We start from the raw sequence: 25,281 nt of genomic DNA on the forward strand, positions 1-25,281 counted from the left end.
GCCATGATGCGCCGAAACGGCAGCGTCTGTATTCACCAACTATGCGGTGGACAAAAAATGCGTTGCGGTGCCCGGTCAGCTGATTTTTCCTAAGTCAGGCAGGGCGATACCGCTGATATCGGCGCATATCGCCAGCAACTGCTGCTGCAGCCGTGGATTGCGCGCCTGCGGATTAGCCGCCAGCGCCTGACGGTGATAAAAGTACTCTCCGCTGACCCGTGCCTCATCGGCGGTGGCTAACCACACCTGGGTACGATGCGCCTGATCAAGATCGTCGGGTGCCCCGGCACCGCCCATTTTGGTCGGCACCCAGCCTGGCTCCAGCGCGTTGCTGTATACCTGCGGCCAGCGCCGGGCGATGGCAAACGCCAGTATGGCATCATGCAGTTTACTCTCAGCATAGGCCTGCGAAGCGTGCCAGCGCCGCCGCTGCCACAAAATATCATCCAGGTTAGCTTCGGCATGATGATGCATGCCGGAGCTGAGGTAAATCAGCCGCTGCGGCCGTTCAATCAGCGCCGTAAGAATATAGGGTGCCAGCGTGTTGATGGCGAACAGATGCGGCAGGCCATCTGCGGTTAACTGATAAGGCTCGCGATAGCCAACCGCCACGTTGTGGATCACCGCATCAAATCTGCCGAGCGCATTAACCTGCTGCGCCACACTGCGGGCGCCGGCGATGGTTATCACGTCGCCGCTGACCACGGCTTCAGCCTGCGGTAGCGCCTCCTGCGCGGCGCGGGCACGCGCGGCGTTGCGTCCGTGCAGCACCACCTGATGGCCCTGCTCAACCAGCAGTTCAGCCGCCATCAGCCCGAGGCCGGTGGATGAACCGGAAATAAAAATACGTGACATGGAAAACTCCTTAAGCGTGAAGTGAAGCGGCGCGCGATGTCAGCGCCAGCAGCGCCCCGAGCAGCGCACAGGCCGCACCAAACAGATAGACAGCGGCATAGCTGAAGTGGCTGGCGATGGCACCGGCAATCGGTCCGGAAATACCATAAGCGATGTCGAGAAAAGCAACGAAGGCGCCCATGGCGCTGCCGCGACTGGCCGGCGGCACGCGCTTCAGCGCTTCCACGCCGAGGGCGGGAAAGATCAGCGCACAGCCAAGACCGGTAATCAGCGCGCCGGTGAGCGCCAGGGTTTCGTCAGGCGCAAACCACAGCAGCATCTGCCCCAGCGCCTCCACCAGCAGTGAATAAGCCGCCACGCGGTAGCCACCAATGCGATCCGGCAGATGTCCCAGCACCAGGCGCACGGCGATAAAACCAACGCCAAACGCGGTCATCACCCAGCCGGCCAGTTGCCAGTGGCGCGCGGCAAAATAGAGCGAGGCGAAGGCTGTCAGGCCGGCCAGTCCGACGCCCTGGAGCATCAGGCCACAGCCTTCACGCCAGATGCGGCCAATCACCCGATAGAACGGCAAACGTGTTCCCCCGACCACGCGATAACCGCTGGCAGCCGTGGCGATGAGCGCCGCCAGCAGCGGAGCCGCGATGCAGGCCAGCATCGCCGCCGCTAAGCCGACATGCTGATACAGCATCATGCCGGCAGGGGCACCGAGCGACAGCGCGGCAAACATGGCGATACCGGTCCAGGACATCGACAGACCGGCACGCTGTGGCCCGACAGAGGCGATTGACCAGGCCACGCAGCCGGTGACGAACTGGCTTTCGCCCATACCCGCCGCCAGCCGTCCGGCAATCACCAGCGCCAGACTGACCGCCGGTGAAAAGCCCGGCAGTGCGGCCAGCCAGTAAAGCACGCCAGCCAGCGCGCACACCGCCGCGCCCTGCAGCGCCGAGCGCTTACCGCCAACGCGATCGGTCAGTTGACCGGCGTAACCGCGCGTCAGCACGGTGGCGACAAACTGTATCCCGATCACCAGCCCGACCCACAGGTTGCTGAAACCGAGATGCTGATGGATAAACAGCGGGATTACCGGCAGCGGCAAGCCGACCGCCAGATAACCGCAAAACAGCGCGGCAATCACGCCGGTCGCCGGTCGCGACAAATGCGCAGCTTCAGCCTGCGCGCTTAATGCAGACATAACAGCCTCCATAAATGAACAGACAGCGCGGCAGGCCGCCGCGCTGCGGAAAATCAGGCAAACAAAGGATGGTGATAGCCGCTGGCATTCAGCAGATAGTCGCGCGAAGCGGTGATTTCCGCGTTCAGCTGTGCCACATCGACGTTGAGCAACTGACCATGACGTTTACGCAGTTCACCCGCCACCATCACGGTATCAACATCGGCGCGTTGCACCGCCTGCACCACCGTTGCCGTCACGCTGGTCAGCGGGAAAACGCCGATACCATCGGTGCGCAGCATAATAACGTCGGCCTGTTTACCTGGCGTGAGCGTGCCCGTTTGCTGCTCCAGCCCGGCCGCACGCGCGCCGTTAATCGTTGCCGACTGCAGTACGGCTTCCACGCTAATCGGTGCCGGTGCGTCGCTTTCGCCCCGGAAGCGGCGATAGCGCATCGCTGAGCGCTGCTGGTTAAACAGCGCCTGCATTTCACCGAACAGATCGCTGCCGAAGGCGGTATCGAGATCGATACCAAGCGCCGGCGTCATTCCGCGATCGACCGCCTGCTGCCAGGCAAAGCTGTCGTCGTCGAAACCAAACAGCGCATCCGAACGCGGATTCACGGTAATGTTGACGCCCGCGTCCGCCAGCTGCTGCCAGGTGTGCGCCGGTACGCGCGTACAGTGGTTGAAAATGTTGTGCGGACCCAGCAAGCCGGCTTCGGCAAACTCCGCCGGCAGCTGCGCCAGGTCACCAATAAACTCAGTGAGAATGCGCATATCCAGCTCGCGCGCCACGCGCCACCACGCCAGATTGAGCTGACCAAACAGGCCAACCTGCACACGGCTGCCGGCGTGGTTCCAGCGGCTGGCGAGACGGGCCAGATCGCCCGGCAGATGATCGCTGGAAGCCTGCTTATCCATTGCTGCGCCAACCATATGCAGCGCACGAATCCCGCTCTCCTGCAGCGCGTCGAGCGCCGCATCGGTATGCGCCGGACTGCGTGAACTGTGGCAGGCATCAATCACCGTGGTGATGCCGGCATCCAGGCAAGCCAGCGCCGTCAGCCGGGTGCTGAGGTACATATCCAGCGGACGGTAGTGCGCGCCGAGCGTTTCTGCCACCACATCGATATAGGCAAACAGGTCGTCAACGTTGGGCATCAGGCGGCGCATCGCGCCGAGCCACATATGGTGATGCGCATCCACCAGACCCGGCATCACGATATGGCCGCGGGCATCAATCATCTGCGCATCATCGGCGGAAAGGTTTTCCCCCACGGCGGCAATACGATCGTCCTCAATCAGCACATCGCCACAGACGAGGTCGGGCACGCTGGCGTCCAGCGTCAGGATAGTGCCGCCTTTAAAAAGGGTGCGCCGTACAGTCATAACATTCTCCTCAAAAGAGATCAGGAATCCGGCGGTCAGTGCCGGTCACGTTTCGGGGCACACAATAAGTTGCAGCGCATTTTTGATAAAGGTAGGCTCAGGCAAATGATCTTTGCTAAAAATCAAAAATGGAGAACAGGATGAGTTTTGATGGCCGACTATTATCCGGCATGAGCGTGCTGGCAGCCGTGGTTGAAGCCGGCAGCTTCAGCCGCGCCGGTGAGGTGCTGGGGTTGTCCGCCTCGGGCGTCAGCCGGGCGATTTCACGACTGGAACAGCGTCTCGGCGTGCGTCTGCTGGATCGCACCACCCGCACCCTGCATCTCACCAGCGAAGGCGCCAGCCTGTATGAGCGGGCAGCGCCGCATCTGGAAGGGATTGAAGAAGCAGCAAACTACGTCTCCGGCGCCGCCGTGACGGTGCGCGGTACGCTGCGCGTGAGCCTGAATCCGCTGTTTTCCCGCTATGTGCTGGCGGCAAAGCTGCCGCTGCTGCGTGCCCGTTATCCGCATCTGGAACTGACGATTTTGCAGCAGCCCGATGTGGGCGATTTGGTAGCAGAAGGTATTGATGTTGCGGTGCGTTTCGGGCCACAGCCGCCGTCCACCATGACCTCACGCCTGCTGTTACAAACGCGCGTCCTGACGGTGGCCGCCCCGGACTATCTGGTACGCTGTGGTCGCCCGACGCAGCCGCAGCAGCTGACTGAGCACAATTGTCTGCAATACATCGATCCGCGCAGCAATAAGCCCTTTAGCTGGGAGTTTCATCGTGGCACGCAGCGGCTGACGGTCGCCACCCACGGCCATCTGACCACCACCGATCCGGATTTAATGGTACAGGCGTGCGTCGGCGGTGCCGGCGTAGCCCAGGTGCTGGCACTGAGCGTGCAACATCTGATCGCCAGCGGTGAACTGGTCGAACTTTTCCCCGACTGGCCTGACGAAACCTATCCGCTGTTTATCACCCGACCTTCGCGCCGTCTGGCCCCGGCGGCGGTGGAGGCATTTCTCGGGTTTTGCCTGGAGATTTGTGCGGAACAGAACTGACGCAAATTACCGATTACCCTCAGCGCGTGTTTGCCGGTAATAGCCCACCAGCTGAACGATGAAGGTGAGCGTTGCGAGTAAAAACAGTATCCCACCCAGGGGAATCGTGCCGAGCAGGAACCAGCCCATGACGCCTAATTCATACAGCAACTGGCCGCGATCTTCTCCCAGGATGTAACAGGGATGCACGTTGCCTTCGTCCAGCTGGCAGCCCGCCAGACTGGCGACATATCCCGCGCCCATCGCGCAGATCAGCGGCAGAAACGCGAGAAAAGCCGTACCGCACAGCATCACAAGATAAAGAATGATGATGGATGTCAGCGAGCGTTTGCCAGGTGGTGCGCGCCTGCCCGCGGCTCTGAAATTAAACAGCACGTTTCCTCCTGAAGCCTCTGCCGTTAACGCCAGATTATTAACACATCCTTATCCCCTGCGACAGACCGGTAAACAAACGCCCGCGGGGTAGCGGGCGCGTTTTTACTGCGACATGACGCCAGGCGTTAAGGATTGGCGCGGATAATCACTTTGCCGCGCGCATGGCCGGTCGCCACCTTCTCCAGTGCGGAGCGTGCATCATCCAGCGAAAAGATAGCGTCGGTGATGACCTGTAACTGCCCGGCCTGGAACAGGCTGCTCGCCCGGGCAAGATACGGCGTCGCGCTGGCGAAGAAGACAAACTCGCCGTGCTGGCCGCCGACGGGCGTGATGCCAAACTCCACCAGCGTGGCAATGCGCCCGCCGGCGCGCAGCACGGACCAGGAGCGGCTCAGCGTTTCGCCGCCGACGCTGTCTATCACCAGGTCGATATCGCGCGTTGCTGCAAAGTCCTGCGTGCGGTAGTCAATCACCTCATCGGCGCCCAGACTGGTCACCAGCGCGTGGTTTTTCGCCGACGCCGTGGCGATGACATAAGCGCCCGCCTGATGCGCCAGCTGGACGGCCATGCTGCCGACGCCACCCGCTGCGGCGTGAATCAGCACGCGCTCGCCGCGCTGCAGCTGGCCCACATCGAACAATGCCTGCTGCGCGGAGCCAAACGCGGTAGGCAGCGCCGCGGCCTGTTCGGCGCTCATCGCTGCCGGGACAAGGCATACGTCATCGGCGGCGATCACCAGGCTTTGGGCAAAAGCCCCGCCTGCGCCAGGTGGCGTGCGCCCGAATACGCGATCGCCCGCGTTTAAATGGCTCACGCGCTCGCCAACCGCTGTAATCACGCCGCAGAAATCCATGCCCGGCACGTAAGGCAGATCCACCGGGAAAACCTGCTGCATATGCCCAGAGATGATTTTCACATCCAGCGGATTAACGCTCGCCGCTTCAACCTGCACCGTCACCTCATCCGGACTGGCGGCGCGAAGTTGACGTTCGCCAATCGTCAGCACATCGGCGGTGCCAAACGTATTAATCAATGCTGCTTTCATTATCAACTCTCCGGTCTGATTCAGGCTTGTGGCGGAAACTGGCCAAGCTGGAGGAACAGGCCAAACCAATCTTCCATGTGCCAGGTGGTGATCAGACGGGCGTCCTCCAGCGCATGGAACTCATGCAGACGGAAGCTCACTTTCTTGCCGGTCGGCGCGATACCGAAAATTTCGCCGAGATGGGTGCCGCTGATTTCCGCCCGCGCCGCGATGCGGCCAGGTTCCTGAATCATGTCATGCACCACGATCTGCACGTCCGGAAAAGCCTGCGCCAGCATGCGAATGATCGGCTTGATGCCTTCCGGCCCGGGCGCCTGTCCCGGCGCCAGCGGAATGTCTTCCCATGACGGAGCCAGCACGCTATCGACCAGATCGGGGTTGTTGTCGCTGAAGGCCTGATAGAGCGTCTCTACCGCCTGTCGTTCAATTTTCAGACGTTGTACGTATTCTGCTGCTGGATTCATCGTTATTCACTTTCAGGTGAGGGTTGGTTGTGGAATTTTGCGCAGCGCCCTACAATTCGTCCAACAAATATTCAATATGAGTGATTATTTGCCGTATGGATTTTCATGGCATCGATCTCAATCTGTTAGTGGCTTTTGACGCGCTGATGAACGAGCGCAACGTCACGCGGGCGGCAACCCAGGTGGGCGTCAGCCAGCCGGCGATGAGCGCCGCTTTGTCGCGATTACGCACCCTGTTCGGTGACCCGCTGTTCATGCGCAGCGCGGAGGGTTTATTGCCGACCGCGCGTGCGCGCGATCTGTCCGGCCCCATCGCCGGGGCGTTGCGCCAGCTCGAAGCGACGCTGGTGGCAAAGCCCGTATTTGCAGCGGAAAAAGCGCAAATAAACTTCAAACTGGGCGTGTCGGAGTATCCGGCTTTCGTGTTGCTGCCTTCGTTAATGCAGGCGCTACAGGACGCCGCCCCCGGCGTGTCATTGAATGTGCAGGCGTTTACCAACCGCGATCATGCGGTCGATTTGTTAGATGCCGGCGCGATTGATGTCGCCATCGGCGTCATGCCTACGCACAGCGATAGCCGCATCATCTCCCGGCCGGTATTGCGCGACGAATTCGTCACCATCGTCGCCAGCAACCATCCGGCGGCCAGACGCGGCATGGACATGGAGAGCTACCTGGCGCTGCCGCATATTCTGGTCTCGCCGGAAGGTGAACTATACGGCCTGGTTGATCAGGTGCTGGCGCAGCAGGGTAAAAAGCGCCGGCTGGGGCTGACGGTCCAGCAGATGTTTACGGTGCCGTCTATCGTGGCGCAAACCCACATGACGGGGACCGTGATGAAGCGCGTGGCGCTGCATGCGCAGGCCAGTCGCCAGCTAGTACTGTTCCCTCCCCCGCTGTCGTTGCCCGAAATGGTGTTCAACCTGATCTGGCACCGGCGCAGCGACGCGCATCCCGCCCAGCAGTGGTTCAGGGAATTTATTGAACAACAGGCGGCGCGGTTGTAGCGAAGGCAGCGGCCTGGTGACCGTTTCAGTTTCTTACAACTGCGGGTTTCAACTCGTTTTCGACCCATTGGCGGAAGCTGGTCTGACCGATGATGGCCGTCGAGCGGGGGGCCACGTTGTCCATGCCTTCCTCTTTTGCGCGTAGCATGTCGACATAGCCTTGCGCGAAAGCCGGCGTCAACCCTCTTTCAATCGCGGCTTGTTTGTAGGCTTCGTACGACTGGTGCACATAGCGAACTTCCGATCCGATAACGTCAGAGATGATGGCGGCGAGTTCGGCGTAAGAATGCTCTTCGGGCCCGAGAACCGGCACATCCTGCTGTCCCGACCAGGAACGATCGATCAGCAGCGCAGCGGCGGCAGCGGCGCTATCACATGCGGCAGTGTGCGGCAGTTTCTTGTTGGGGTCGATCGGTCCGAACATCTTCCCCTGACGAATGGCATCGACCTGACGCCGCGCATTATCCATGAAGGCTGGCAATGCGATGCCACGCACGGCGGCCCCGGTTTCGCGCAACAGATTGACCATCTGGATCGACCCGGTGGCATTGCCCGCGCTGTGCTCCCATGGCGTGTCGCGACCAAGCGTTGTAACTGCAACGACGTGGGCGACGCCGGCCCGGCGCAGCGCGTCAGCGGCGGGCCGCGCAAAATCGATCGTAGCTGCCGCAGGGGTCGGAGCTGGCGTCGGCGGGCATAGCCAAAAGACAGCGTCCGCGCCCCGAAACGCCCGATCAACTACCGCGGCGTCGCCGTGCGAACCCTCGACGATCTCGACGCTTTCGCGTACCGCCTTCGTTAGTTTGCTGGCATCGCGCACGATAAGGCGCAGCGGTTCGCCGGCGTTCAGCAGGAGCTGGACGACATGGGCACCTATGTTGCCGGTGGGCGTGGTAACAACGATCATTCTGCGATCCTCTCAAGGTAAAAAAAAACAATACCCTGCAGCCCCCAGACGATATACGATTATTCGTCCTTTATTTCTTCGCCATCGTCCGGATTTTCTATGGATCCGTTATCTGACATTCTCGAAATACTCAGACCAGAGAGCTACCTGACTGCGGGACTTGATATCGGTGGTGAATGGGCGATCCGATTTGGAAATCGCCCGGGAACCATTAAATGCCATGTCGTCACAGCCGGTGCCTGCTGGCTGAAGGTAGTGGGCATGGATGCCGCAGTAAGGTTGACTGAGGGCGATTGCCTCATCCTGCCCAGCGGGCGCCCCTTCGTGCTGGCAAGCGACTTAGGAATAGATCCGGTTGAGGCGCACGTCGTACTTGCCAACGCGCGCCCGGGGGATGTGATAGTTCACGAAGGCGGAGGCAGCTTCGCTTTTATTGGCACACGCTTCGAGGTAGACACCCGTAAGTCCGGCACACTACTCGGCACACTGCCCCCGCTGATTCATTTACACGAAGCAGAGGACAGAGCGGCAATGCGCTGGTGCATCACGCAGATGATGACAGAAATGCAGAATGGAAGGCCCGGTGGGACGCTCGCCGCCCGGCACCTGGCTCATCTGATGCTTTTGCAAGCGTTTCGACTCCACCTTTCACGTCAGGCTGGTGATCGCGTGGGTATCCTGTATGCCCTTGCCGATCCTTGCCTTGGCAGAGCGATCGAAGCGATGCATGCAAAGCCGGGGCATCGGTGGACACTTGCAGAACTGGCGGGGCGGGCCGGGCTTTCGAGGTCAATCTTCGCCCAGCGATTCAGGGAAAGGGTTGGGCAAACGCCTATCGAATATCTGACTCAGTGGCGCATGATGCTTGCAAAGGAGTTGCTGACAGGCGGTCGCGAGCCTCTTATAACGATTGCAAATGCTTTGGGCTATGAATCGGAAAACGCGTTCAACACCGCGTTCAAACGCGTGACTGGTTTTTCACCGCGGCGCTACGCTCGGGCGGAAGCGATCGAACGCAATAGCCATTGAGTCGCGCCTGTTCAGGCTATGCTTCGTCCTCGCCGTCGGCCGACTCGCCACAAAACGCTCGCGCCCCTGAGCGACGGCCTTTTTGGCGTCGATCCGTTTTCATGGGCCAGGAGATCTGCTGATGGCGGGAAAGCCGCATACAACAGGCTTTCCCGGGGAGACCTTTACCGTTAAGGACGAGTTTGGTCTGGATAGTGAACGGGACGGTCTTAATCCGGCCCTCGGTTCTTACCGCCAGTTTCACCGCCAGCCTGTTCTGCTGGCTGGCGATAGCCACCGATCGTCGTCGTGATGTTTTTTCTTTCAAATAAACACATTACGGCAACTTTTCAATGGCCCGCGATAGTCCCCGAAGGACCTGATGTTATTCCCACTCAATCGTCGCAGGAGGTTTACCTGAAATATCATAAACCACGCGTGAAATGCCGTTCACTTCGTTGATGATGCGGTTGGAGACGCGGCCGAGGAAGTCGTACGGCAGGTGCGCCCAGTGGGCCGTCATGAAGTCGATGGTTTCGACAGCACGCAGGGAAACCACCCAGTCGTATTTACGGCCATCGCCCATCACGCCGACGGAGCGCACCGGCAGGAACACGGTAAAGGCCTGGCTGACTTTGTTGTACAGATCGGCTTTGCGCAGCTCTTCGATAAAGATGGCATCAGCACGGCGCAGCAGGTCGCAGTACTCTTTCTTCACTTCACCCAGTACGCGCACGCCCAGGCCCGGGCCCGGGAAGGGATGGCGGTACAGCATGTCGTAAGGCAGGCCGAGTTCCAGACCGATTTTACGCACTTCATCTTTGAACAGCTCTTTCAGCGGCTCAACCAGGCCCATCTTCATCTCTTTCGGCAGACCGCCCACGTTGTGGTGCGATTTGATCACGTGCGCTTTACCGGTAGCTGAAGCCGCCGACTCAATCACGTCCGGATAGATGGTGCCTTGCGCCAGCCACTTCACGTCGGTCAGCTTCAGTGCTTCTTCGTCGAACACTTCCACGAACACGCGGCCGATGATTTTACGTTTGGCTTCCGGATCGTTCTCGCCCGCGAGCGCGTCGAGGAAGCGTCCTTCTGCCGCAACGTGCACGATGTTCAGACCAAAGTGGTCGCCGAACATGTCCATCACCTGCTCAGCTTCATTCAGACGCAGCAGTCCGTTATCAACGAACACACAGGTCAGGCGCTCACCAATCGCGCGGTGCAGCAGCATCGCGGTCACGGATGAGTCCACACCGCCGGACAGGCCGAGAATCACACGGTCTTCACCCACCTGCTCACGGATGCGCTCTACCGCATCTTCGATGATTTTGGCTGGCGTCCACAGCGCTTCACAGCCGCAGATGTCGCGCACAAAACGCTCCAGCATGCGCAGGCCCTGACGGGTGTGCGTCACTTCCGGGTGGAACTGCACGCCGTAGAAACGCTTCTCTTCGTTAGCCATGATGGCAAACGGGCAGCTTTCGGTGCTGGCAACCGTCACGAAGTCTGCCGGGATCGCCGTGACTTTGTCACCGTGGCTCATCCACACGTCGAGCAGCGGTTTACCCGCCGCGCTGATGGCATCTTCGATATCACGCACCAGCGCGCTCGGGGTTGTCACTTCAACCTGCGCATAACCAAATTCACGCTCGTTCGAGCCTTCAACCTTACCGCCCAGCTGCATCGCCATGGTCTGCATGCCGTAGCACACGCCCAGCACCGGCACACCGGCGTTGAACACATATTCCGGCGCGCGCGGGCTGTTGTGCTCGGTGGTGCTTTCCGGGCCACCGGAGAGGATGATGCCGTTCGGGTTGAACTGGCGGATTTGCTCTTCGGTGACATCCCACGCCCAGAGTTCGCAGTAGACGCCCAGCTCACGCACGCGGCGCGCGACCAGCTGCGTATACTGAGAACCAAAATCGAGGATCAAAATACGATGTTTATGAATATTTTCAGTCGTCATTGAGGCGTTTCCATTGGGATGGACTTAATAATAAAAGCGCCCGGCTGGAGCCGGGCGGGAAATCTTACGGGATTATGAACCCATGCGGTAGTTCGGTGACTCTTTGGTGATGGTCACATCGTGCACGTGGCTTTCGTTGATCCCGGCGCCGCTGATGCGCACGAACTCGGCTTTGGTGCGCAGATCGTCGATGGTCGGGCAACCGGTCAGGCCCATGCAGGAGCGCAGGCCGCCCATCTGCTGGTGCACGATCTCTTTCAGGCGGCCTTTATAGGCAACGCGCCCTTCGATACCTTCCGGCACCAGTTTGTCGGCAGCGTTATCGCTCTGGAAGTAACGGTCAGACGAGCCTTTGGACATCGCGCCCAGTGAACCCATACCGCGGTAGGATTTGAACGCACGGCCCTGGTAGAGCTCGATTTCGCCCGGCGATTCTTCGGTACCGGCCAGCATGGAGCCAACCATTACCGCCGACGCACCCGCAGCGATGGCTTTGGCGATGTCGCCAGAGAAACGGATACCGCCGTCAGCGATGACCGGAATACCGGTACCTTCCAGCGCTTCAACCGCGTCGGATACTGCCGTGATCTGCGGTACGCCAACGCCGGTAACGATACGGGTAGTACAGATGGAGCCCGGGCCGATGCCCACTTTCACCGCGCTCACGCCCGCGTTAGCCAGCGCCAGTGCGCCTGCACCGGTCGCCACGTTGCCGCCGATGATTTCGAGGTCCGGATATTTTGCGCGGGTTTCACGGATACGCTGCAGCACGCCTTCGGAGTGGCCGTGCGAGGAGTCGATCAGCAGCACGTCAACGCCCGCAGCGACCAGCGCATCAACGCGCTCTTCGTTGCCGGCACCGGCACCTACTGCGGCACCGACGCGCAGACGGCCCTGCGCATCTTTACAGGCGTTAGGTTTACGCTCAGCTTTCTGAAAATCTTTAACGGTAATCATGCCCAGCAGGTGGAAGCTGTCGTCAACAACCAGCGCTTTCTCGACGCGTTTTTCGTGCATTTTCTGCAGCACGACTTCACGCGCTTCACCCTCTTTCACTGTCACCAGGCGCTCTTTCGGCGTCATGACCGCGGTCACCGGCAGCGTCATATCGGTCACGAAGCGCACGTCACGACCGGTAATGATGCCCACCAGCTCGTTGTCGGCGTTAACCACCGGATAACCGGCGAAGCCGTTACGTTCGGTCAGCTCTTTCACCTCGGCCAGCGTGGTGGTTGGCAGCACGGTCTGTGGCTCCGTTACGACGCCGCTTTCGTGTTTTTTCACCTTGCGAACTTCATCCGCCTGGCGCTCAATCGACATGTTTTTGTGGATAAAGCCCAGACCGCCTTCCTGCGCCAGCGCAATCGCCAGACCGGCTTCGGTCACGGTGTCCATCGCTGCAGACAGCATAGGAATGTTGAGACGGATGTTTTTGGTCAGCTGGGTGCTGAGATCGGCCGTGTTGGGTAAAACAGTGGAGTGAGCGGGAACGAGCAGGACGTCGTCAAATGTGAGGGCTTCTTTCGCGATTCTTAACATTGCAATATCTCCACCTGGGGCGTTTAAAACAGATAAAATATTGCCGCGGCATTATACAGGCCGAAATCGGTTGCCTCCAGTGTTTTTTCGGAAAAAGTCTTGATCCTCCGGGGCAGGCATGTAGTATCGGTTAATTAACCCTCTGATTTGAAATTTGATCCTCATCACATGTCGCTACCGCCAACCGCCAATATTTTTACTGTCAGCCGCCTGAACACCACGGTGCGCCAACTGCTGGAAAATGAGATGGGCCTGGTGTGGCTCAGCGCTGAAATTTCCAATTTCACTCAGCCCGCTTCCGGTCACTGGTACTTCACCCTGAAGGATGATGGCGCGCAGGTGCGCTGTGCCATGTTCCGCAACAGCAATCGACGCGTCAGCTTTCGCCCGCAGCACGGTCAGCAGGTGCTGGTGCGTGCCAGCATCACGCTGTATGAGCCGCGCGGCGACTATCAGCTGATTATCGAAAGCATGCATCCGGCCGGTGAAGGGCTGCTGCAGCAACAGTTTGAGCAGCTGAAAGCCCGGCTGGCGGCGGAGGGCCTGTTCGACCAGCAGTTTAAACAACCGCTGCCGGAGCCGGCGCGCCAGGTGGGTGTGATCACCTCCGCCACCGGCGCGGCATTACACGATGTGCTGCGCGTACTGCATCGCCGTGATCCCTCGCTGCCGGTGGTGATCTATCCAACCGCAGTGCAAGGCGTTGATGCGCCCGCCGCCATCGTGCGCGCCATCGAGCTGGCCAACCAGCGTGACGAGTGCGACGTGCTGATCGTCGGGCGCGGCGGCGGTTCACTGGAAGATCTATGGAGTTTTAACGACGAGCGCGTGGCGCGGGCCATCTTTGCCAGCCGCCTGCCGATCGTCAGCGCCGTTGGGCATGAAACCGATGTCACCATCGCCGACTTTGTTGCCGATCTGCGCGCGCCGACGCCTTCTGCCGCTGCCGAACTGGTGAGCCGCAACCAGATCGAGCTGCTGCGCCGTTTGCAGTCTCAGCAGCAGCGCATGGAGATGGCGATGGATTATTACGTGGCGCAGCAGCAGCGCCGCTTCACCCGGCTGCAGCATCGTCTGCAACAGCAGCATCCGCAGTTGCGCCTGGCACGGCAGCAAACCACGCTGATTCAGCTGCAGCGCCGTCTGCAGGAAGTAGTCGACCAGCGGCTGCGCCTGGCGCATCGCCAGCAGGATCGCCTGCTGCAGCGCCTGCAATCCCAGCAGCCGCAGGGACGTATTCTGCGCGCTCAGCAGCAGTTACAGCAGTGGCACTACCGGCTGCAGCAGGGCATGGAAAAACAGATCAATCACAGCCGGCAGCGTTTTGGTATGCTGGCAGCACAGCTGGAAGGCGTGAGTCCGCTGGCGACGCTGGCGCGCGGCTTTAGCGTCACCACCGATGCTCAGGGCCAGGTGGTGAAAAAGACCCGTCAGCTGCATACCGGCGATCTGCTGCGTACCCGGCTGGATGATGGCTGGGTGGAGAGTCAGGTGACGGCGTTACAACCACAGAAGACGCGCAGCCGTAAGGCGTGATAATCTTTTCAGCCGCATAAATGGTTGATAAACCCCCGTAAATCGCGCGTGCTGCAGACGCAGCGGCGCGTGATTGATAAGCGGGTCTATACTTTCTGACATACCCAGCCGTCAGGGAGTCCGACATGCCTTACAGCGTTATTCCTCCGTATATTCTGCGAAACATCATCGATAACTGTTCCGGCGCACAGCAGGATTACGCGCGGCGCACCCTCACCCACGTGCAACAGCTGATGGCGGAACATCCTCACACCACCAGCGCAGCCAGCACCGCGCAGCCCGGCAGTGTTTTGCGCGCTATCTACAATGCGGGTAATACGCAAAATCTGCCCGGCACCCTGATCCGTGAGGAAGGCCAGCCCGGTAACGGTGACGTCGCCGCCGACGAAGCGTGGAACTATCTCGGCATCACCTATGATTTCTACTGGCAGATCTACCAGCGCAACTCGCTGGACAACAAAGGCCTGAAACTGGATGGCACCGTGCATTACGGCAAGGAGTACCAGAACGCCTTCTGGAATGGCCAGCAGATGGTATTTGGCGACGGCGACGGTGAGATCTTCAATCGCTTTACCATTGCCATTGATGTGGTCGCGCACGAGCTGACGCACGGCGTGACCGAAACCGAAGCCGGGCTGATTTACTTCCAGCAGGCAGGTGCGCTCAACGAATCGATGTCCGATGTGTTCGGCTCGCTGGTGAAGCAGTATCACCTTAAGCAAAGCGCCGACCAGGCCGACTGGATCATCGGCGAAGGGCTGCTGGCGGCGGGTATTAAGGGCAGTGGCCTGCGCTCGATGTCTGCGCCCGGTACCGCCTATGACGATCCGCTGCTCGGCAAAGATCCGCAGCCTGCCGATATGGATCACTATATCGACACGCGCGAAGACAACGGCGGCGTACATCTTAACTCCGGCATTCCCAATCGCGCCTTCTATCTGGCAGCGACCGCGCTGGGCGGCTTTGCCTGGGAACGGGCCGGTCAGGCATGGTACGACACGCTGTGCGATAAGGAATTGCCGCAGGATGCCGACTTCAGCACCTTTGCGCGCTTTACCGTACAGCATGCCGCAAAACGTTTTGATAATACGGTGGCACAGGCGATCCAGTCCGCGTGGCACGAGGTAGGTGTAAGGTGAATATTCAGCTGACCGATGACTCCATCATTGAGCTGGCGCGTGAAGGCGGCATTGCATTTATCCCCGGCCTGCGCAGCGAGCGGCGATTTGCGCTGGCGCAGTTGCCGGAACCGCAGAAGCAGCGCGTGTGCAACGTGCTGGAGCAGGCGCTGCCGCTCGGCGAGCCGGAGGAACAGGCCGCCAGCATCGGTCGTGGCGACCAGCGCTATTTCCGCATCCAGATAAGCTACGCGACCCACCGCGAAGCCGGAACGATTGTGATCCTGATTCCGGAAAACGTTGCGCCTCCTGAACTGCAGGCGCTGTGGCGCGACGGCGAAGAATAACTTAGACAGTTCCCAGAGCATCGCCGTAACTAACTGACTATACTGGATAACGTGGCTAGCTAGTCCACATCAAAGAAAATACCCTTAGATGAGGTCTCTGCTATGACACAAACCAAGCAACGAGGCGGTGCCGGGAACTTTGCAGAGGACCCGGAGCGCGCCAGGGAAGCCGGTAGCGCGGGCGGCAAAGTCAGTGGGGGCAATTTCAGGAACGATCCTGAGAGAGCCAGGGAAGCTGGAAGAAAAGGAGGTCAAAAAAGCCGTCGCCCCTCTAAGCAGAAGTAAGTAAGGATCCTTACAGGAAGGAGTACGCCACGGACGGTTAATAAAAAAGGCCGACATCATGATGTCGGCCTTTCTTTTACTGCGGCTTACTTGCTGTCGGCCAGCGCGTAAGCAATCACGTAATCACCGCGATCCGGCGACTGACGCGCACCGCCTGCGGAGATCAGGATGTACTGTTTGCCGGTTTTCGGCGAAACATAACTGATCGGTCCGCCCTGGCTGCCCACCGGCAGACGTGCTTTCCACACTTCTTTACCGGTTGAGCTGTCGAAGGCGCGCAGGTAGTAATCCTGGGTGCCGGCAATAAATACCAGACCGCCCTGCGTTGCCAGCGTACCGCCCAGCGTCGGCATACCGACCGGCATCTGCGCATGCATTTTGATACCAAACGGACCGGTATCCTGCACCGTACCCACCGGCACCTGCCACACAATCTGACGGGTCTTCATGTCGATGGCCGACAGCGTACCGAACGGCGGAGCCTGGCATGGAATGCCCAGCGGCGACATGAAGCGGTTTTTGTTTACTGCGTACGGCGTGCCTTTCAGCGGTACCGCACCCATGCCGGTGTTGATGGCTTCACCGCCGTTGCTGGCAGCCGATTTGGTGGTGTCCTGCGGAATCATCTGCACCCACAGGCCAAGGCGCATATCGTTGACGAACATGTACTGGTTGTTCGGATCGAACGAGATGCTGCCCCAGTTCATGCCACCGAGCGAGCCCGGGAAGCTGAGCGAAACATCGGTGTCCGGCACGGTGAACAGGCCGTCATAACGCATGCCTTTAAAGGCAATACGGCAAGCCAGCTGGTCAAACGGCGTGGCGCCCCACATGTCTGACTCGGTCAGTTTCTGATTGCCAATGTTTGGCATTTCTACCGAGTGCGGCTGAGTTTTGGTGTACTGCTCGTTCGGGATATGGCCCTGCGGCATCGGCAACTCTTCAACTTTGGTCAAAGGTTTGCCGGTCAGGCGATCCAGCACCCAGATCATGCCGGTTTTCCCGCCGATCACCACCGCAGGTTTGGTGGTGCCGTCCTTCATCGGGAAGTCCACCAGGCTCGGCTGCATTGGCAGGTCGAAGTCCCACAGGTCATTGTGGACCGTCTGATACACCCACTTCTCTTTACCGGTGGTGGCATCCAGCGCCAGCACCGACGCACCATATTTGTGATCCAGCGCGGTACGGTTGGCACCCCACAGGTCCACCGACGAGCTGCCCATCGGCAGGAACACGGTGTTCATCGCCGGATCGTAAGAGATTGGCGCCCATGAGTTTGGCGTGCTGCGGGTGTAATCCTGACCCGGCATCAGCACGGCATTCGGATCTTCATTGCCCGGGTCAAACGCCCAGCGCATCTGGCCGGTGATGACGTCGAAGCCACGCAGAACGCCGCCAGGCATGTCTGTCTGGACGTTATCCGCGACGCGACCGCCCACCACGACCGTGGTGCCCGCTACCTGCGGCGGCGAGGTCAGCTGATACTGCGGGTCCGGCGCGCTGCCAAGACCTTGCTTCAGATCGACCACGCCGTGGTTGCCGAAGTTTTCACACAGCTCGCCGTTATCGGCGTTGATGGCAATCAGACGTGCATCGATGGTGTTCATCAGGATGCGACGCTGGCAGCTATCGCCCGCCGTCAGCGTTACCGCTGGCACCGGCGTGGAGCCCGGCTGCGTTGGCTGCTGTACCGGTTTGGTGGCATCAAAGTACGCCAGACCACGGCAGCGGTTCCACACCTGCGCCTGCGCATTGATTTCGCGCTTCCAGATCTGCTTACCGCTGTCGGCTTCCACCGCAATCACGTTGTTGTGCGGCGTACACAGATACAGGGTATTACCCACCTGCAGTGGTGTTTCCTGATCTTCTGCACCGTTACCGGTCGGGCTGATCGGCGTGTCGCCGGTATGGAACGTCCAGGCAACCTGCAAGTCTTTCACGTTGTCGCGGGTAATCTGGTCGATAGCAGCAAAACGGTCGCCCTGCGGCGTACGGCCGTAGCTGCTCCAGTCCTGCTGCGGTTTGCTTTTATCTACCGGGATCAGCGGCAGTTGCTTGCCGGTGAAGGCCACGGTCGGATGCGGCTGGAACATCTGGACAAAGGTGACCACCATACCAACGGCAATCACCGCTGACAGTGCATACGAAAGCTTCGCCAGCGAGGCCTTGCCTTCACGCTTACGCAGCGCCGGCCAGGTAATAAATGCCAGCACCATCAGGCCGGCCGGCACCATCAGGCGCGACACCAGCGGCCAGAACTGCCAGCCAGCATCGTACAGCGCCCAGATCAGCGTGCCGGCGAAGACCAGAATGAACAGCGTAACCGCCGAGGATTTACGGCGAAAGAACTGAATCGCCGACAGTAACATGACGATACCGGCAATGAGGAAGTACCAGCCGCCGCCCAGGGCCACCAGTTTACCGCCACCGATCGCGAAGAACAGGCCGATCGCCAGCAGGACCAGCCCGAATAACACGGACCAGAGACTCAACCCTTTACCGGGACGAGCGGAATTTTCTGCCATAACACAAACTCTCCTGAAAAAATAACGCGTGGCGGCCGGAATGCGGGAGCAGCCGGTCAATGTCTTCCTGGCTGAGCAGGGACAGGAAGTTATCCGTTACGCTTTATTTTATATCTGTTGGTACGGGAGCTACGCCCGTTATGCAGCGCTTGTGAGCGAGGCCGCAGGATCAACATCCGCTGGCATTCGCCACAAGGCGGGCAGGATTGTACCATCCGGTACAATTAAAAGTGAACATCCATAACGCGGTAGTTACTGAGCAATAGCATTTTTGCTACAAACGCAGCGCGAAGCGAGCAGCCAGCGCCACTTCGCGCTATCGCAAACCCTCATTCGATGACGTCTTCCGGGCGATAATGCACGCGCCTGCTGGAGATCAGGCCGTGACCGTGGGTACAGAAATAATCTATGGCACCGCACGCTTTTAGCACCTGCAGCGGCTGCTGGCAGTCGGGACAGCAGGCCAGCGCGGTGAAATGACGCTGGCAGTGCGGGCAGTCGAAGCGCTGTTCGCTGTAAGTGAGCGGTTGCTGACAGTGAGGGCATGGGGTGAGCATGATGACTCCGGAATCGTGGCTGAGGATCGTGATAAACCGGATGTTACGCCAAAAAAAGAGGGCCCATCCGGGCCCTCATCATGTTTAGCGTTTGTTTTTCTTCAGATGCGATATCAGACGCTTACGCTTACGCTGCTGGGTTGGCGTCAGCAGGTTACGTTTGCCCGCATACGGGTTATCGCCCTCTTTAAACTGGATGCGAATCGGCGTTCCCATCACGTTCAGCGAGCGGCGGAAGTAGTTCATCAGGTAACGCTTGTAAGAATCCGGCAGATCCTTCACCTGATTACCGTGAATCACCACAATCGGCGGGTTATAACCACCGGCATGCGCGTATTTGAGTTTCACGCGACGGCCACGCACCAGCGGCGGCTGATGGTCGTCAGCAGCCATGTTCATGATACGCGTCAGCATGGAGGTATTTACGCGTTTGGTCGAGCAGTCGTACGCTTCGGTCACGGATTCGAACAGGTTGCCCACGCCGCTGCCGTGCAGTGCCGAGATAAAGTGTACGCGCGCGAAGTCGATAAAGCCGAGACGGAAGTCCAGCGTCTCTTTCACTTCATCTTTAATTTCCTGCGACAGGCCATCCCACTTGTTGACCACAATCACCAGTGAGCGCCCACTATTCAGGATAAAGCCGAGCAGCGACAGGTCCTGATCGGAAATGCCCGCGCGCGCGTCAATCACCAGCATCACCACGTTGGCATCTTCAATCGCCTGCAGCGTTTTGATGACGGAGAATTTTTCCACCGTATCAGTGATTTTGCCGCGCTTACGCACGCCCGCGGTATCAATCAGGATGTACTCGCGGTCATCACGCTCCATCGGAATGTAGATGCTGTCGCGCGTGGTGCCCGGCATGTCGTACACCACTACACGGTCTTCACCGAGGATACGGTTGGTGAGCGTTGACTTACCTACGTTCGGACGCCCGACAATCGCCAGTTTGATCGGCAGACCGGTCGGATCGAAGGCTTCTTCCTCTTCTTCCTCCAGCGCTTCACCGTTCTCTTCGGCGGCTAACGCGGCCCAGTAGGCTTCGTTTTCGTCCTCTTCGCTGACTTCCCGCGGCGCGATATCATCCATCCACGGCAGCAGCGCGGTTTCCAGCAGGCTGGTGACGCCACGACCGTGCGACGCGGCAATCGGGTGAATCTCACCCAGGCCGAGCGCGTAGAAGTCCAGCACCGCAGCATCCGGATCGAGACCATCAGTTTTGTTGGCAACGAGGAACGTCGCTTTATCGCGCGAACGCAGATGATTGGCGATCTGCTGATCCGCCGGCATGACGCCAGCACGCGCATCAACTAAAAACAGCACCACATCGGCCTCTTCAATCGCCAGCAGCGACTGTTCCGCCATGCGGTTTTCCACGCCTTCCTCGGTGCCATCAATACCGCCGGTATCGATAACAATAAATTCGCGCCCTTCCACTTCGGCGCGACCATATTTGCGATCGCGAGTCAGTCCAGGGAAATCGGCCACTAACGCATCACGTGTGCGCGTTAAGCGGTTAAACAGCGTGGATTTCCCCACATTGGGACGCCCAACCAGCGCGACCACAGGTACCATAACACTTGCCTCAGTTTTAAAAATAAATCGCCCGAATGGCGTGATTATAACGGCATTTGCCGTCAGGTTCAGGCCGCAGGCGCCAAGAATATCATGCCTGACTAAAAACAGAACGGCCCCTGACGAATCAGGAGCCGTATCAATGCGTGCGAAACGCTGCCCGTCGGGCCATCGCCTTAACGGGTGATGGCGTAGACCTCACCGCCTTTCGCCTGGATCAGCAGCTTGTCACCGGCCACGACTGGCTCGGTCTGGAAGCCATCGCTGTCCAGTTTCTGCTGCGCCACGAAGCGGCCGTCCAGGGTGTTGATCCAGTGCACATAGCCTTCGCTATCGGCGACCACCAGGTAACCGTTGAACAGCACCGGCGACGTCAGGTTACGGTGCAGCAGATCGCTCTGACGCCAGATCGCCACGCCGCCATCGGCGTTGAGCGCAATCACGCGGTCATCCTGATCCACCAGATAGATGCGACCGGCATCGACGATCAGATCTTTGACGCCGCCGATTTCACGCTTCCACAGAATCTGACCGGAACGCAGATCCAGCGCCGTCAGGTTACCGTTGTAGGCCAGCGCATAAACCACGCCATTGACGATCACCGGCGTGGTGTCGACATCGTTAAGACGATCGATCTCGGTCGCACCGCTTGGCTGGGAGATACGCTGCTGCCAGATCAGCTGGCCCTGGTTCATGATCACCGCGCTGACGCGACCGTTATCACCGCCAACAATCGCGCCGCCGAACGCCACCGCAGGCGCCGATTCACCGCGCAGCGACAGCGCTGGCATATCCAGATTCACGCTCCATTTCACCGCGCCGCTGCTCTGATCGAGCCCCTGCAGCATACCGTTGCTGGTGTGAATCAGTACCAGACCATCGCTGACCACCGGACGCGACAGCGCTTCGCCAGCCACTTTGGTCTGCCAGGCAATGCTGCCGTCGCTGCTGTTCAGAGCAAATACCTGCCCCCGCTCGCTACCGATGTAGAGACGATCGCCATTGGCCGTGATACCGCCAGACAGCAGTGCCGAAATGTTTTTCGAGAAGAAGCCGGTTTTCTCAGAGAGGTTCACTTTCCACTTCTCTTTGCCGTTGCTGGCGTCGAGCGCTTTCACGATACCGAAGCGATCGGCGGCATACACGGTGCCGTCCTGCCAGGCGGGATGCAGATTGGAGTAGAAATCACCCACGCCGTCACCGACCGAGGTGCTCCACGCGGTTTCCGGCGTGAACTGGTTTTCAACCTTCGGCAGCGGGGCCATTTTCACTACATCTTCTTCGCCGCTGAACAGCGAGCAACCGCTGAGCAGAGTGACTGACATCAGCCCTGGCAGCAGGTATTTACGTAATTCCATGTGCGCTCTCTTGACTGGCTTAACTTAAGTTATTCATCTTCATCTGCAGCATCTGCTTCAGCGCAGGAGAAGCCTGCGATTCCGCACCTTTGCTCCAGGCATCGCGGGCGCCCTGCTTATCGCCTTTGCTCAGTAGTGCTTCGCCACGAATGTCCGCCACAATGGCTGTCCAGCCATCACCCTTCACATTGTTCAGGGTAGTAAGGGCGGCATCGGCCTGGTTTTGCTGCAGTTGAATGCGTGCCAGACGCAGGTTGATCACCGCCTGCAGATTGGCATCTTTGGTGTCTTTCAGCCCGCTCTGTAACAGCGTGATGGCTTTGTCTAACTGATTGGCGGCAACGTACTGTTTAGCCAGATCCAGCGCGGCCAGCGCACCGTAGGTGTTGTTGTTCTCGCTGGCGAATCTGGCGACCGCTTCCAGCGTCTGCGGCTTGTCTGCCTGCATGGCGCTGGTCAGCTGCTGATACTGCGCCGACGCGGCTTTGTCCGCTCCTTCCTGATGGCTGCTCCAGAAACGCCAGCCACCCAGTGCAGCGATACCGACGATAACCCCGACCGCCAGCGCTTTGCCATTATTGGCAAAGAAGCGACGCAGCGCATCAACCTGTTCGTTTTCGTTGCTGTAAACTTCCACGCAATCCCTCTCCTTAAAATGCCTGTTGCAGTGCTGCGCTTACTGCAGCAGCGTGTGCAGCGTCGCGGCGGCGTCGCTCTGCGCCAGCGTCTGCTGATCGCCGGTGCGCAGGTCTTTAATCACCACCTGGCCCGCTTTCACTTCGTCTTCGCCCAGCACCAGCGCAATGCGTGCGCCCCACTTGTCTGCACGGGCAAACTGCTTTTTGAAGTTACCGCCGCCGAAGTTGGTCATCAGCTTCAGCGCCGGGTCGGCATCACGCAGTTTTTCCGCCAGTTGCATCGCGGCGGACTGCACGCCCTGCCCCGAAGCGATAACATAGACATCAACAATGCGCGTCGGTTCAAATTCCGGATTCACCGCCTGCACCAGCAGCACCAGACGCTCGAGCCCCATGGCAAAACCGACCGCCGGCGTCGCGCGGCCGCCCAGTTGCTCCACCAGACCATCATAGCGACCGCCGCCGCACACGGTGCCCTGCGAGCCGAGGCTGCTGGTCACCCATTCGAACACGGTGCGGTTGTAGTAGTCGAGGCCGCGTACCAGGCGCTGATTGATGCGGTATTTGATGCCGGCATCGTCGAGCAGCGCGCACAGGCCGCTGAAGTGTTCACGTGACTCCTCGTCGAGGAATTCACCCAGCGTCGGCGCGTCGTTAAGCAGCGTCTGAATATCCGGATTTTTGCTGTCCAGCACGCGCAGCGGATTGGTATACATGCGGCGTTTGCAATCTTCGTCCAGCACCTCTTTATGCTGTTCGAGGAAGGCCACCAGCGCGCTGCGGTAGTTGGCGCGCGCGTCCAGTGAACCGATGGAGTTCAGCTCCAGCTCAACGTGGTCAGCAATACCCAGCGCTTTCCACCAGCGATGGGTCAGCATGATCAGCTCGGCGTCCACGTCCGGCCCCTGCAGGCCAAACACTTCGACACCCATCTGGTGGAACTGGCGATAGCGCCCCTTCTGCGGACGCTCGTAGCGGAACATCGGACCGATGTACCACAGGCGCTGCTCCTGATTGTACAGCAGACCATGTTCTATACCGGCGCGCACGCAGCCTGCGGTGCCTTCCGGACGCAGCGTCAGGCTCTCGCCGTTGCGGTCTTCAAAGGTGTACATCTCTTTTTCAACCACGTCGGTGACTTCACCGATCGCGCGGCTGAACAGTGGGGTTTGCTCGACGATTGGCAGACGGATTTCACTGTAGCCGTAGCTGGCCAGCACCTGCTTCAGGGTGCCCTCAATACGCTGCCAGATGGCGGTATCTGCCGGCAGGTAATCGTTCATCCCGCGAATCGCTTGAATATTCTTCGCCACGTTAGAATCTCTTAATACAAAAAAACCTGTCCGGCATCATACCTTATGAGGATGAAACCGCACAGGTTCAATCACAACTGGCGTGCGCCGGGCGCACACCGTCCTTTATTTTTCCAGCTGCTGCACGTTGATGCGGCGGCTCTCGTCCAGCATGGTGGCTTTCGCACGGATGCGCGCTTCCAGCTGATCGATCATGTCATTGTTGTCGAGGCGATCGCGCTGGCGCACGCCATCTTCGTAGAAGCCGCTCTTCTTGTTGCCGCCGGTGACGCCGAGCGTCGAGACCGTGGCTTCGCCGGGGCCGTTCACCACGCAGCCAATGATCGAGACGTCCATCGGCGTGATGATGTCTTCCAGCCGCTCTTCCAGCGCGTTCACCGTGCCAATGACGTCAAACTCCTGGCGCGAACAGGTCGGGCAGGCGATGAAGTTGATGCCGCGTGAGCGGATGCGCAGTGATTTCAGGATGTCGTAGCCGACTTTAACCTCTTCAACCGGATCGGCGGCCAGCGAAATGCGCAGCGTATCGCCAATCCCTTCCGCCAGCAGCAGACCAAGGCCGATTGCCGACTTCACCGCTCCCGCACGCGCGCCACCGGCTTCGGTGATGCCAAGGTGCAATGGCTGATCGATGGCTTTTGCCAGCAGACGGTAAGATTCCACCGCCAGGAACACATCGGAGGCTTTGACGCTCACTTTAAACTGGTTAAAGTTGAGGCGATCGAGGTGATCAACATGACGCATCGCGGATTCAAGCAGCGCCTGCGGCGTTGGCTCACCGTATTTTTCCTGCAGATCTTTTTCCAGCGAACCGGCGTTAACGCCGATACGGATCGGAATATTGTGGTCACGGGCGCAATCCACTACCTGGCGTATACGCTCGTTGTTACCGATGTTGCCCGGGTTAATGCGCAGGCAATCGACGCCGTACTCGGCCACTTTCAGAGCGATGCGGTAGTCAAAGTGAATGTCCGCTACCAGCGGCACGTTGACCTGCTGCTTAATAAGTTTGAAGGCTTCCGCCGCATCCATGGTGGGCACGGACACACGCACGATATCCACGCCGACGCGCTCCAGCTGACGGATCTGATTCACCGTGGCTTCGACGTCCGTGGTACGGGTGTTGGTCATTGACTGAACGGCGATAGGCGCGCCATCGCCAACCGGCACCTTGCCGACGTAAATACGTGTAGATTTGCGACGGATAATGGGTGCTTCGTTATGCATATTCTCTCTCCACAATTA

General features: G+C 59.4%; 23 protein-coding genes. 7 read left to right on the plus strand and 16 right to left on the minus strand.

The genetic code is table 11. The features are described from left to right. Positions 1-75: 75 nt before the first annotated feature. From F3I21_RS09530 to F3I21_RS09540, 3 genes are read right to left on the minus strand one after another with little or no spacing between them, the layout of a single operon-like run. Positions 76-855 carry an SDR family NAD(P)-dependent oxidoreductase gene (locus tag F3I21_RS09530; RefSeq protein ID WP_150058753.1) on the minus strand — a complete coding sequence of 260 codons (780 nt, stop codon included), beginning with the start codon at positions 853-855 and terminating at the stop codon, positions 76-78. 10 nt (positions 856-865) lie between these two features. Beyond that, positions 866-2,053, minus strand: coding sequence for an arabinose transporter (locus tag F3I21_RS23340; RefSeq protein WP_072208956.1), 1,188 nt, complete (start codon positions 2,051-2,053; stop codon positions 866-868). Positions 2,054-2,106: 53 nt separating this feature from the next. Beyond that, positions 2,107-3,423 (minus strand): amidohydrolase family protein, encoded by a 1,317-nt coding sequence (locus F3I21_RS09540; protein ID WP_150058754.1) that lies wholly within the window; start codon positions 3,421-3,423, stop codon positions 2,107-2,109. 140 nt (positions 3,424-3,563) lie between these two features. Between F3I21_RS09540 and F3I21_RS09545 the strand changes: the two genes are divergently transcribed. Further along, entirely contained in the window at positions 3,564-4,472 is a 909-nt protein-coding gene (locus tag F3I21_RS09545; RefSeq protein WP_150058755.1) for a LysR family transcriptional regulator, read from the plus strand. Positions 4,473-4,478: 6 nt separating this feature from the next. Here the strand turns inward: F3I21_RS09545 and F3I21_RS09550 are convergent, their stop codons facing one another. From F3I21_RS09550 to F3I21_RS09560, 3 genes are all read right to left on the minus strand, one after another. Then, positions 4,479-4,847: a hypothetical protein gene (locus F3I21_RS09550; protein ID WP_150058756.1), complete on the minus strand. Its 369-nt coding sequence runs from the start codon at positions 4,845-4,847 to the stop codon at positions 4,479-4,481. Between the two features lie 125 nt (positions 4,848-4,972). Next, positions 4,973-5,893, minus strand: coding sequence for an NADP-dependent oxidoreductase (locus F3I21_RS09555; RefSeq protein WP_150058757.1), 921 nt, complete (start codon positions 5,891-5,893; stop codon positions 4,973-4,975). A gap of 20 nt (positions 5,894-5,913) precedes the next feature. Further along, a complete protein-coding gene (locus F3I21_RS09560) occupies positions 5,914-6,357 on the minus strand; it encodes an ester cyclase (protein WP_104188668.1) in 444 nt (147 codons plus the stop codon). 95 nt (positions 6,358-6,452) lie between these two features. On the opposite strand from F3I21_RS09560, the gene F3I21_RS09565 reads away from it, so the two are divergent. After that, positions 6,453-7,364 carry a LysR family transcriptional regulator gene (locus F3I21_RS09565; protein ID WP_150058758.1) on the plus strand — a complete coding sequence of 304 codons (912 nt, stop codon included), beginning with the start codon at positions 6,453-6,455 and terminating at the stop codon, positions 7,362-7,364. Positions 7,365-7,389: 25 nt separating this feature from the next. Here F3I21_RS09565 and F3I21_RS09570 read toward each other — a convergent pair whose 3' ends face one another. Further along, positions 7,390-8,271, minus strand: a complete 882-nt coding sequence (locus tag F3I21_RS09570) for an NAD(P)H-binding protein (protein ID WP_150058759.1) — start codon at positions 8,269-8,271, stop codon at positions 7,390-7,392. 99 nt (positions 8,272-8,370) lie between these two features. Here F3I21_RS09570 and F3I21_RS09575 point away from each other — a divergent pair, with 99 nt between their 5' ends. After that, the gene (locus F3I21_RS09575; protein ID WP_150058760.1) at positions 8,371-9,300 is read left to right on the plus strand and encodes an AraC family transcriptional regulator; all 930 of its coding nucleotides are present in this window, start codon (positions 8,371-8,373) and stop codon (positions 9,298-9,300) included. A gap of 364 nt (positions 9,301-9,664) precedes the next feature. Here the strand turns inward: F3I21_RS09575 and guaA are convergent, their stop codons facing one another. Next, on the minus strand, positions 9,665-11,245 hold the full coding sequence (guaA, locus tag F3I21_RS09585) for a glutamine-hydrolyzing GMP synthase (RefSeq protein WP_021506569.1): 1,581 nt from the start codon (positions 11,243-11,245) through the stop codon (positions 9,665-9,667). Between the two features lie 72 nt (positions 11,246-11,317). Next, complete coding sequence (guaB, locus tag F3I21_RS09590; RefSeq protein ID WP_021506568.1) at positions 11,318-12,784, minus strand: IMP dehydrogenase; 1,467 nt, start codon at positions 12,782-12,784, stop codon at positions 11,318-11,320. A gap of 168 nt (positions 12,785-12,952) precedes the next feature. Here guaB and xseA point away from each other — a divergent pair, with 168 nt between their 5' ends. The 4 genes from xseA to F3I21_RS09610 all read left to right on the plus strand — a co-directional run bounded on the left by xseA (position 12,953) and on the right by F3I21_RS09610 (position 16,070). Next, a complete protein-coding gene (xseA, locus tag F3I21_RS09595) occupies positions 12,953-14,320 on the plus strand; it encodes an exodeoxyribonuclease VII large subunit (RefSeq protein WP_150058762.1) in 1,368 nt (455 codons plus the stop codon). 125 nt (positions 14,321-14,445) lie between these two features. Further along, positions 14,446-15,459, plus strand: coding sequence for a M4 family metallopeptidase (locus F3I21_RS09600; protein ID WP_150058763.1), 1,014 nt, complete (start codon positions 14,446-14,448; stop codon positions 15,457-15,459). After that, positions 15,456-15,785: a protealysin inhibitor emfourin gene (locus tag F3I21_RS09605; protein ID WP_150058764.1), complete on the plus strand. Its 330-nt coding sequence runs from the start codon at positions 15,456-15,458 to the stop codon at positions 15,783-15,785. The genes F3I21_RS09600 and F3I21_RS09605 overlap by 4 nt, the downstream gene beginning before the upstream one ends. Before the next feature lie 102 nt (positions 15,786-15,887). Continuing rightward, positions 15,888-16,070 carry a general stress protein gene (locus tag F3I21_RS09610; protein WP_071813581.1) on the plus strand — a complete coding sequence of 61 codons (183 nt, stop codon included), beginning with the start codon at positions 15,888-15,890 and terminating at the stop codon, positions 16,068-16,070. A gap of 86 nt (positions 16,071-16,156) precedes the next feature. Here the strand turns inward: F3I21_RS09610 and F3I21_RS09615 are convergent, their stop codons facing one another. From F3I21_RS09615 to ispG, 7 genes are all read right to left on the minus strand, one after another. After that, a complete protein-coding gene (locus F3I21_RS09615) occupies positions 16,157-18,595 on the minus strand; it encodes a glucose/quinate/shikimate family membrane-bound PQQ-dependent dehydrogenase (protein WP_150058765.1) in 2,439 nt (812 codons plus the stop codon). Positions 18,596-18,924: 329 nt separating this feature from the next. Continuing rightward, positions 18,925-19,152: a zinc ribbon domain-containing protein gene (locus tag F3I21_RS09620; RefSeq protein WP_021506564.1), complete on the minus strand. Its 228-nt coding sequence runs from the start codon at positions 19,150-19,152 to the stop codon at positions 18,925-18,927. 84 nt (positions 19,153-19,236) lie between these two features. Continuing rightward, positions 19,237-20,727 carry a ribosome biogenesis GTPase Der gene (der, locus tag F3I21_RS09625; RefSeq protein WP_021506563.1) on the minus strand — a complete coding sequence of 497 codons (1,491 nt, stop codon included), beginning with the start codon at positions 20,725-20,727 and terminating at the stop codon, positions 19,237-19,239. Between the two features lie 176 nt (positions 20,728-20,903). Next, complete coding sequence (bamB, locus tag F3I21_RS09630) at positions 20,904-22,085, minus strand: outer membrane protein assembly factor BamB (RefSeq protein ID WP_058758300.1); 1,182 nt, start codon at positions 22,083-22,085, stop codon at positions 20,904-20,906. 19 nt (positions 22,086-22,104) lie between these two features. Continuing rightward, positions 22,105-22,722 (minus strand): YfgM family protein, encoded by a 618-nt coding sequence (locus F3I21_RS09635; protein WP_150058766.1) that lies wholly within the window; start codon positions 22,720-22,722, stop codon positions 22,105-22,107. A 39-nt stretch (positions 22,723-22,761) separates the two neighbouring features. After that, positions 22,762-24,036: a histidine--tRNA ligase gene (gene hisS / locus F3I21_RS09640; protein ID WP_031279395.1), complete on the minus strand. Its 1,275-nt coding sequence runs from the start codon at positions 24,034-24,036 to the stop codon at positions 22,762-22,764. Positions 24,037-24,141: 105 nt separating this feature from the next. Continuing rightward, positions 24,142-25,263, minus strand: coding sequence for a flavodoxin-dependent (E)-4-hydroxy-3-methylbut-2-enyl-diphosphate synthase (gene ispG / locus F3I21_RS09645; protein ID WP_150058767.1), 1,122 nt, complete (start codon positions 25,261-25,263; stop codon positions 24,142-24,144). Between the last annotated feature and the right edge of the window lie 18 nt (positions 25,264-25,281).

Source organism: Pantoea sp. B_9 (genome assembly GCF_008632015.1).
Classification (GTDB): Bacteria; Pseudomonadota; Gammaproteobacteria; order Enterobacterales; family Enterobacteriaceae; genus Pantoea; species Pantoea dispersa.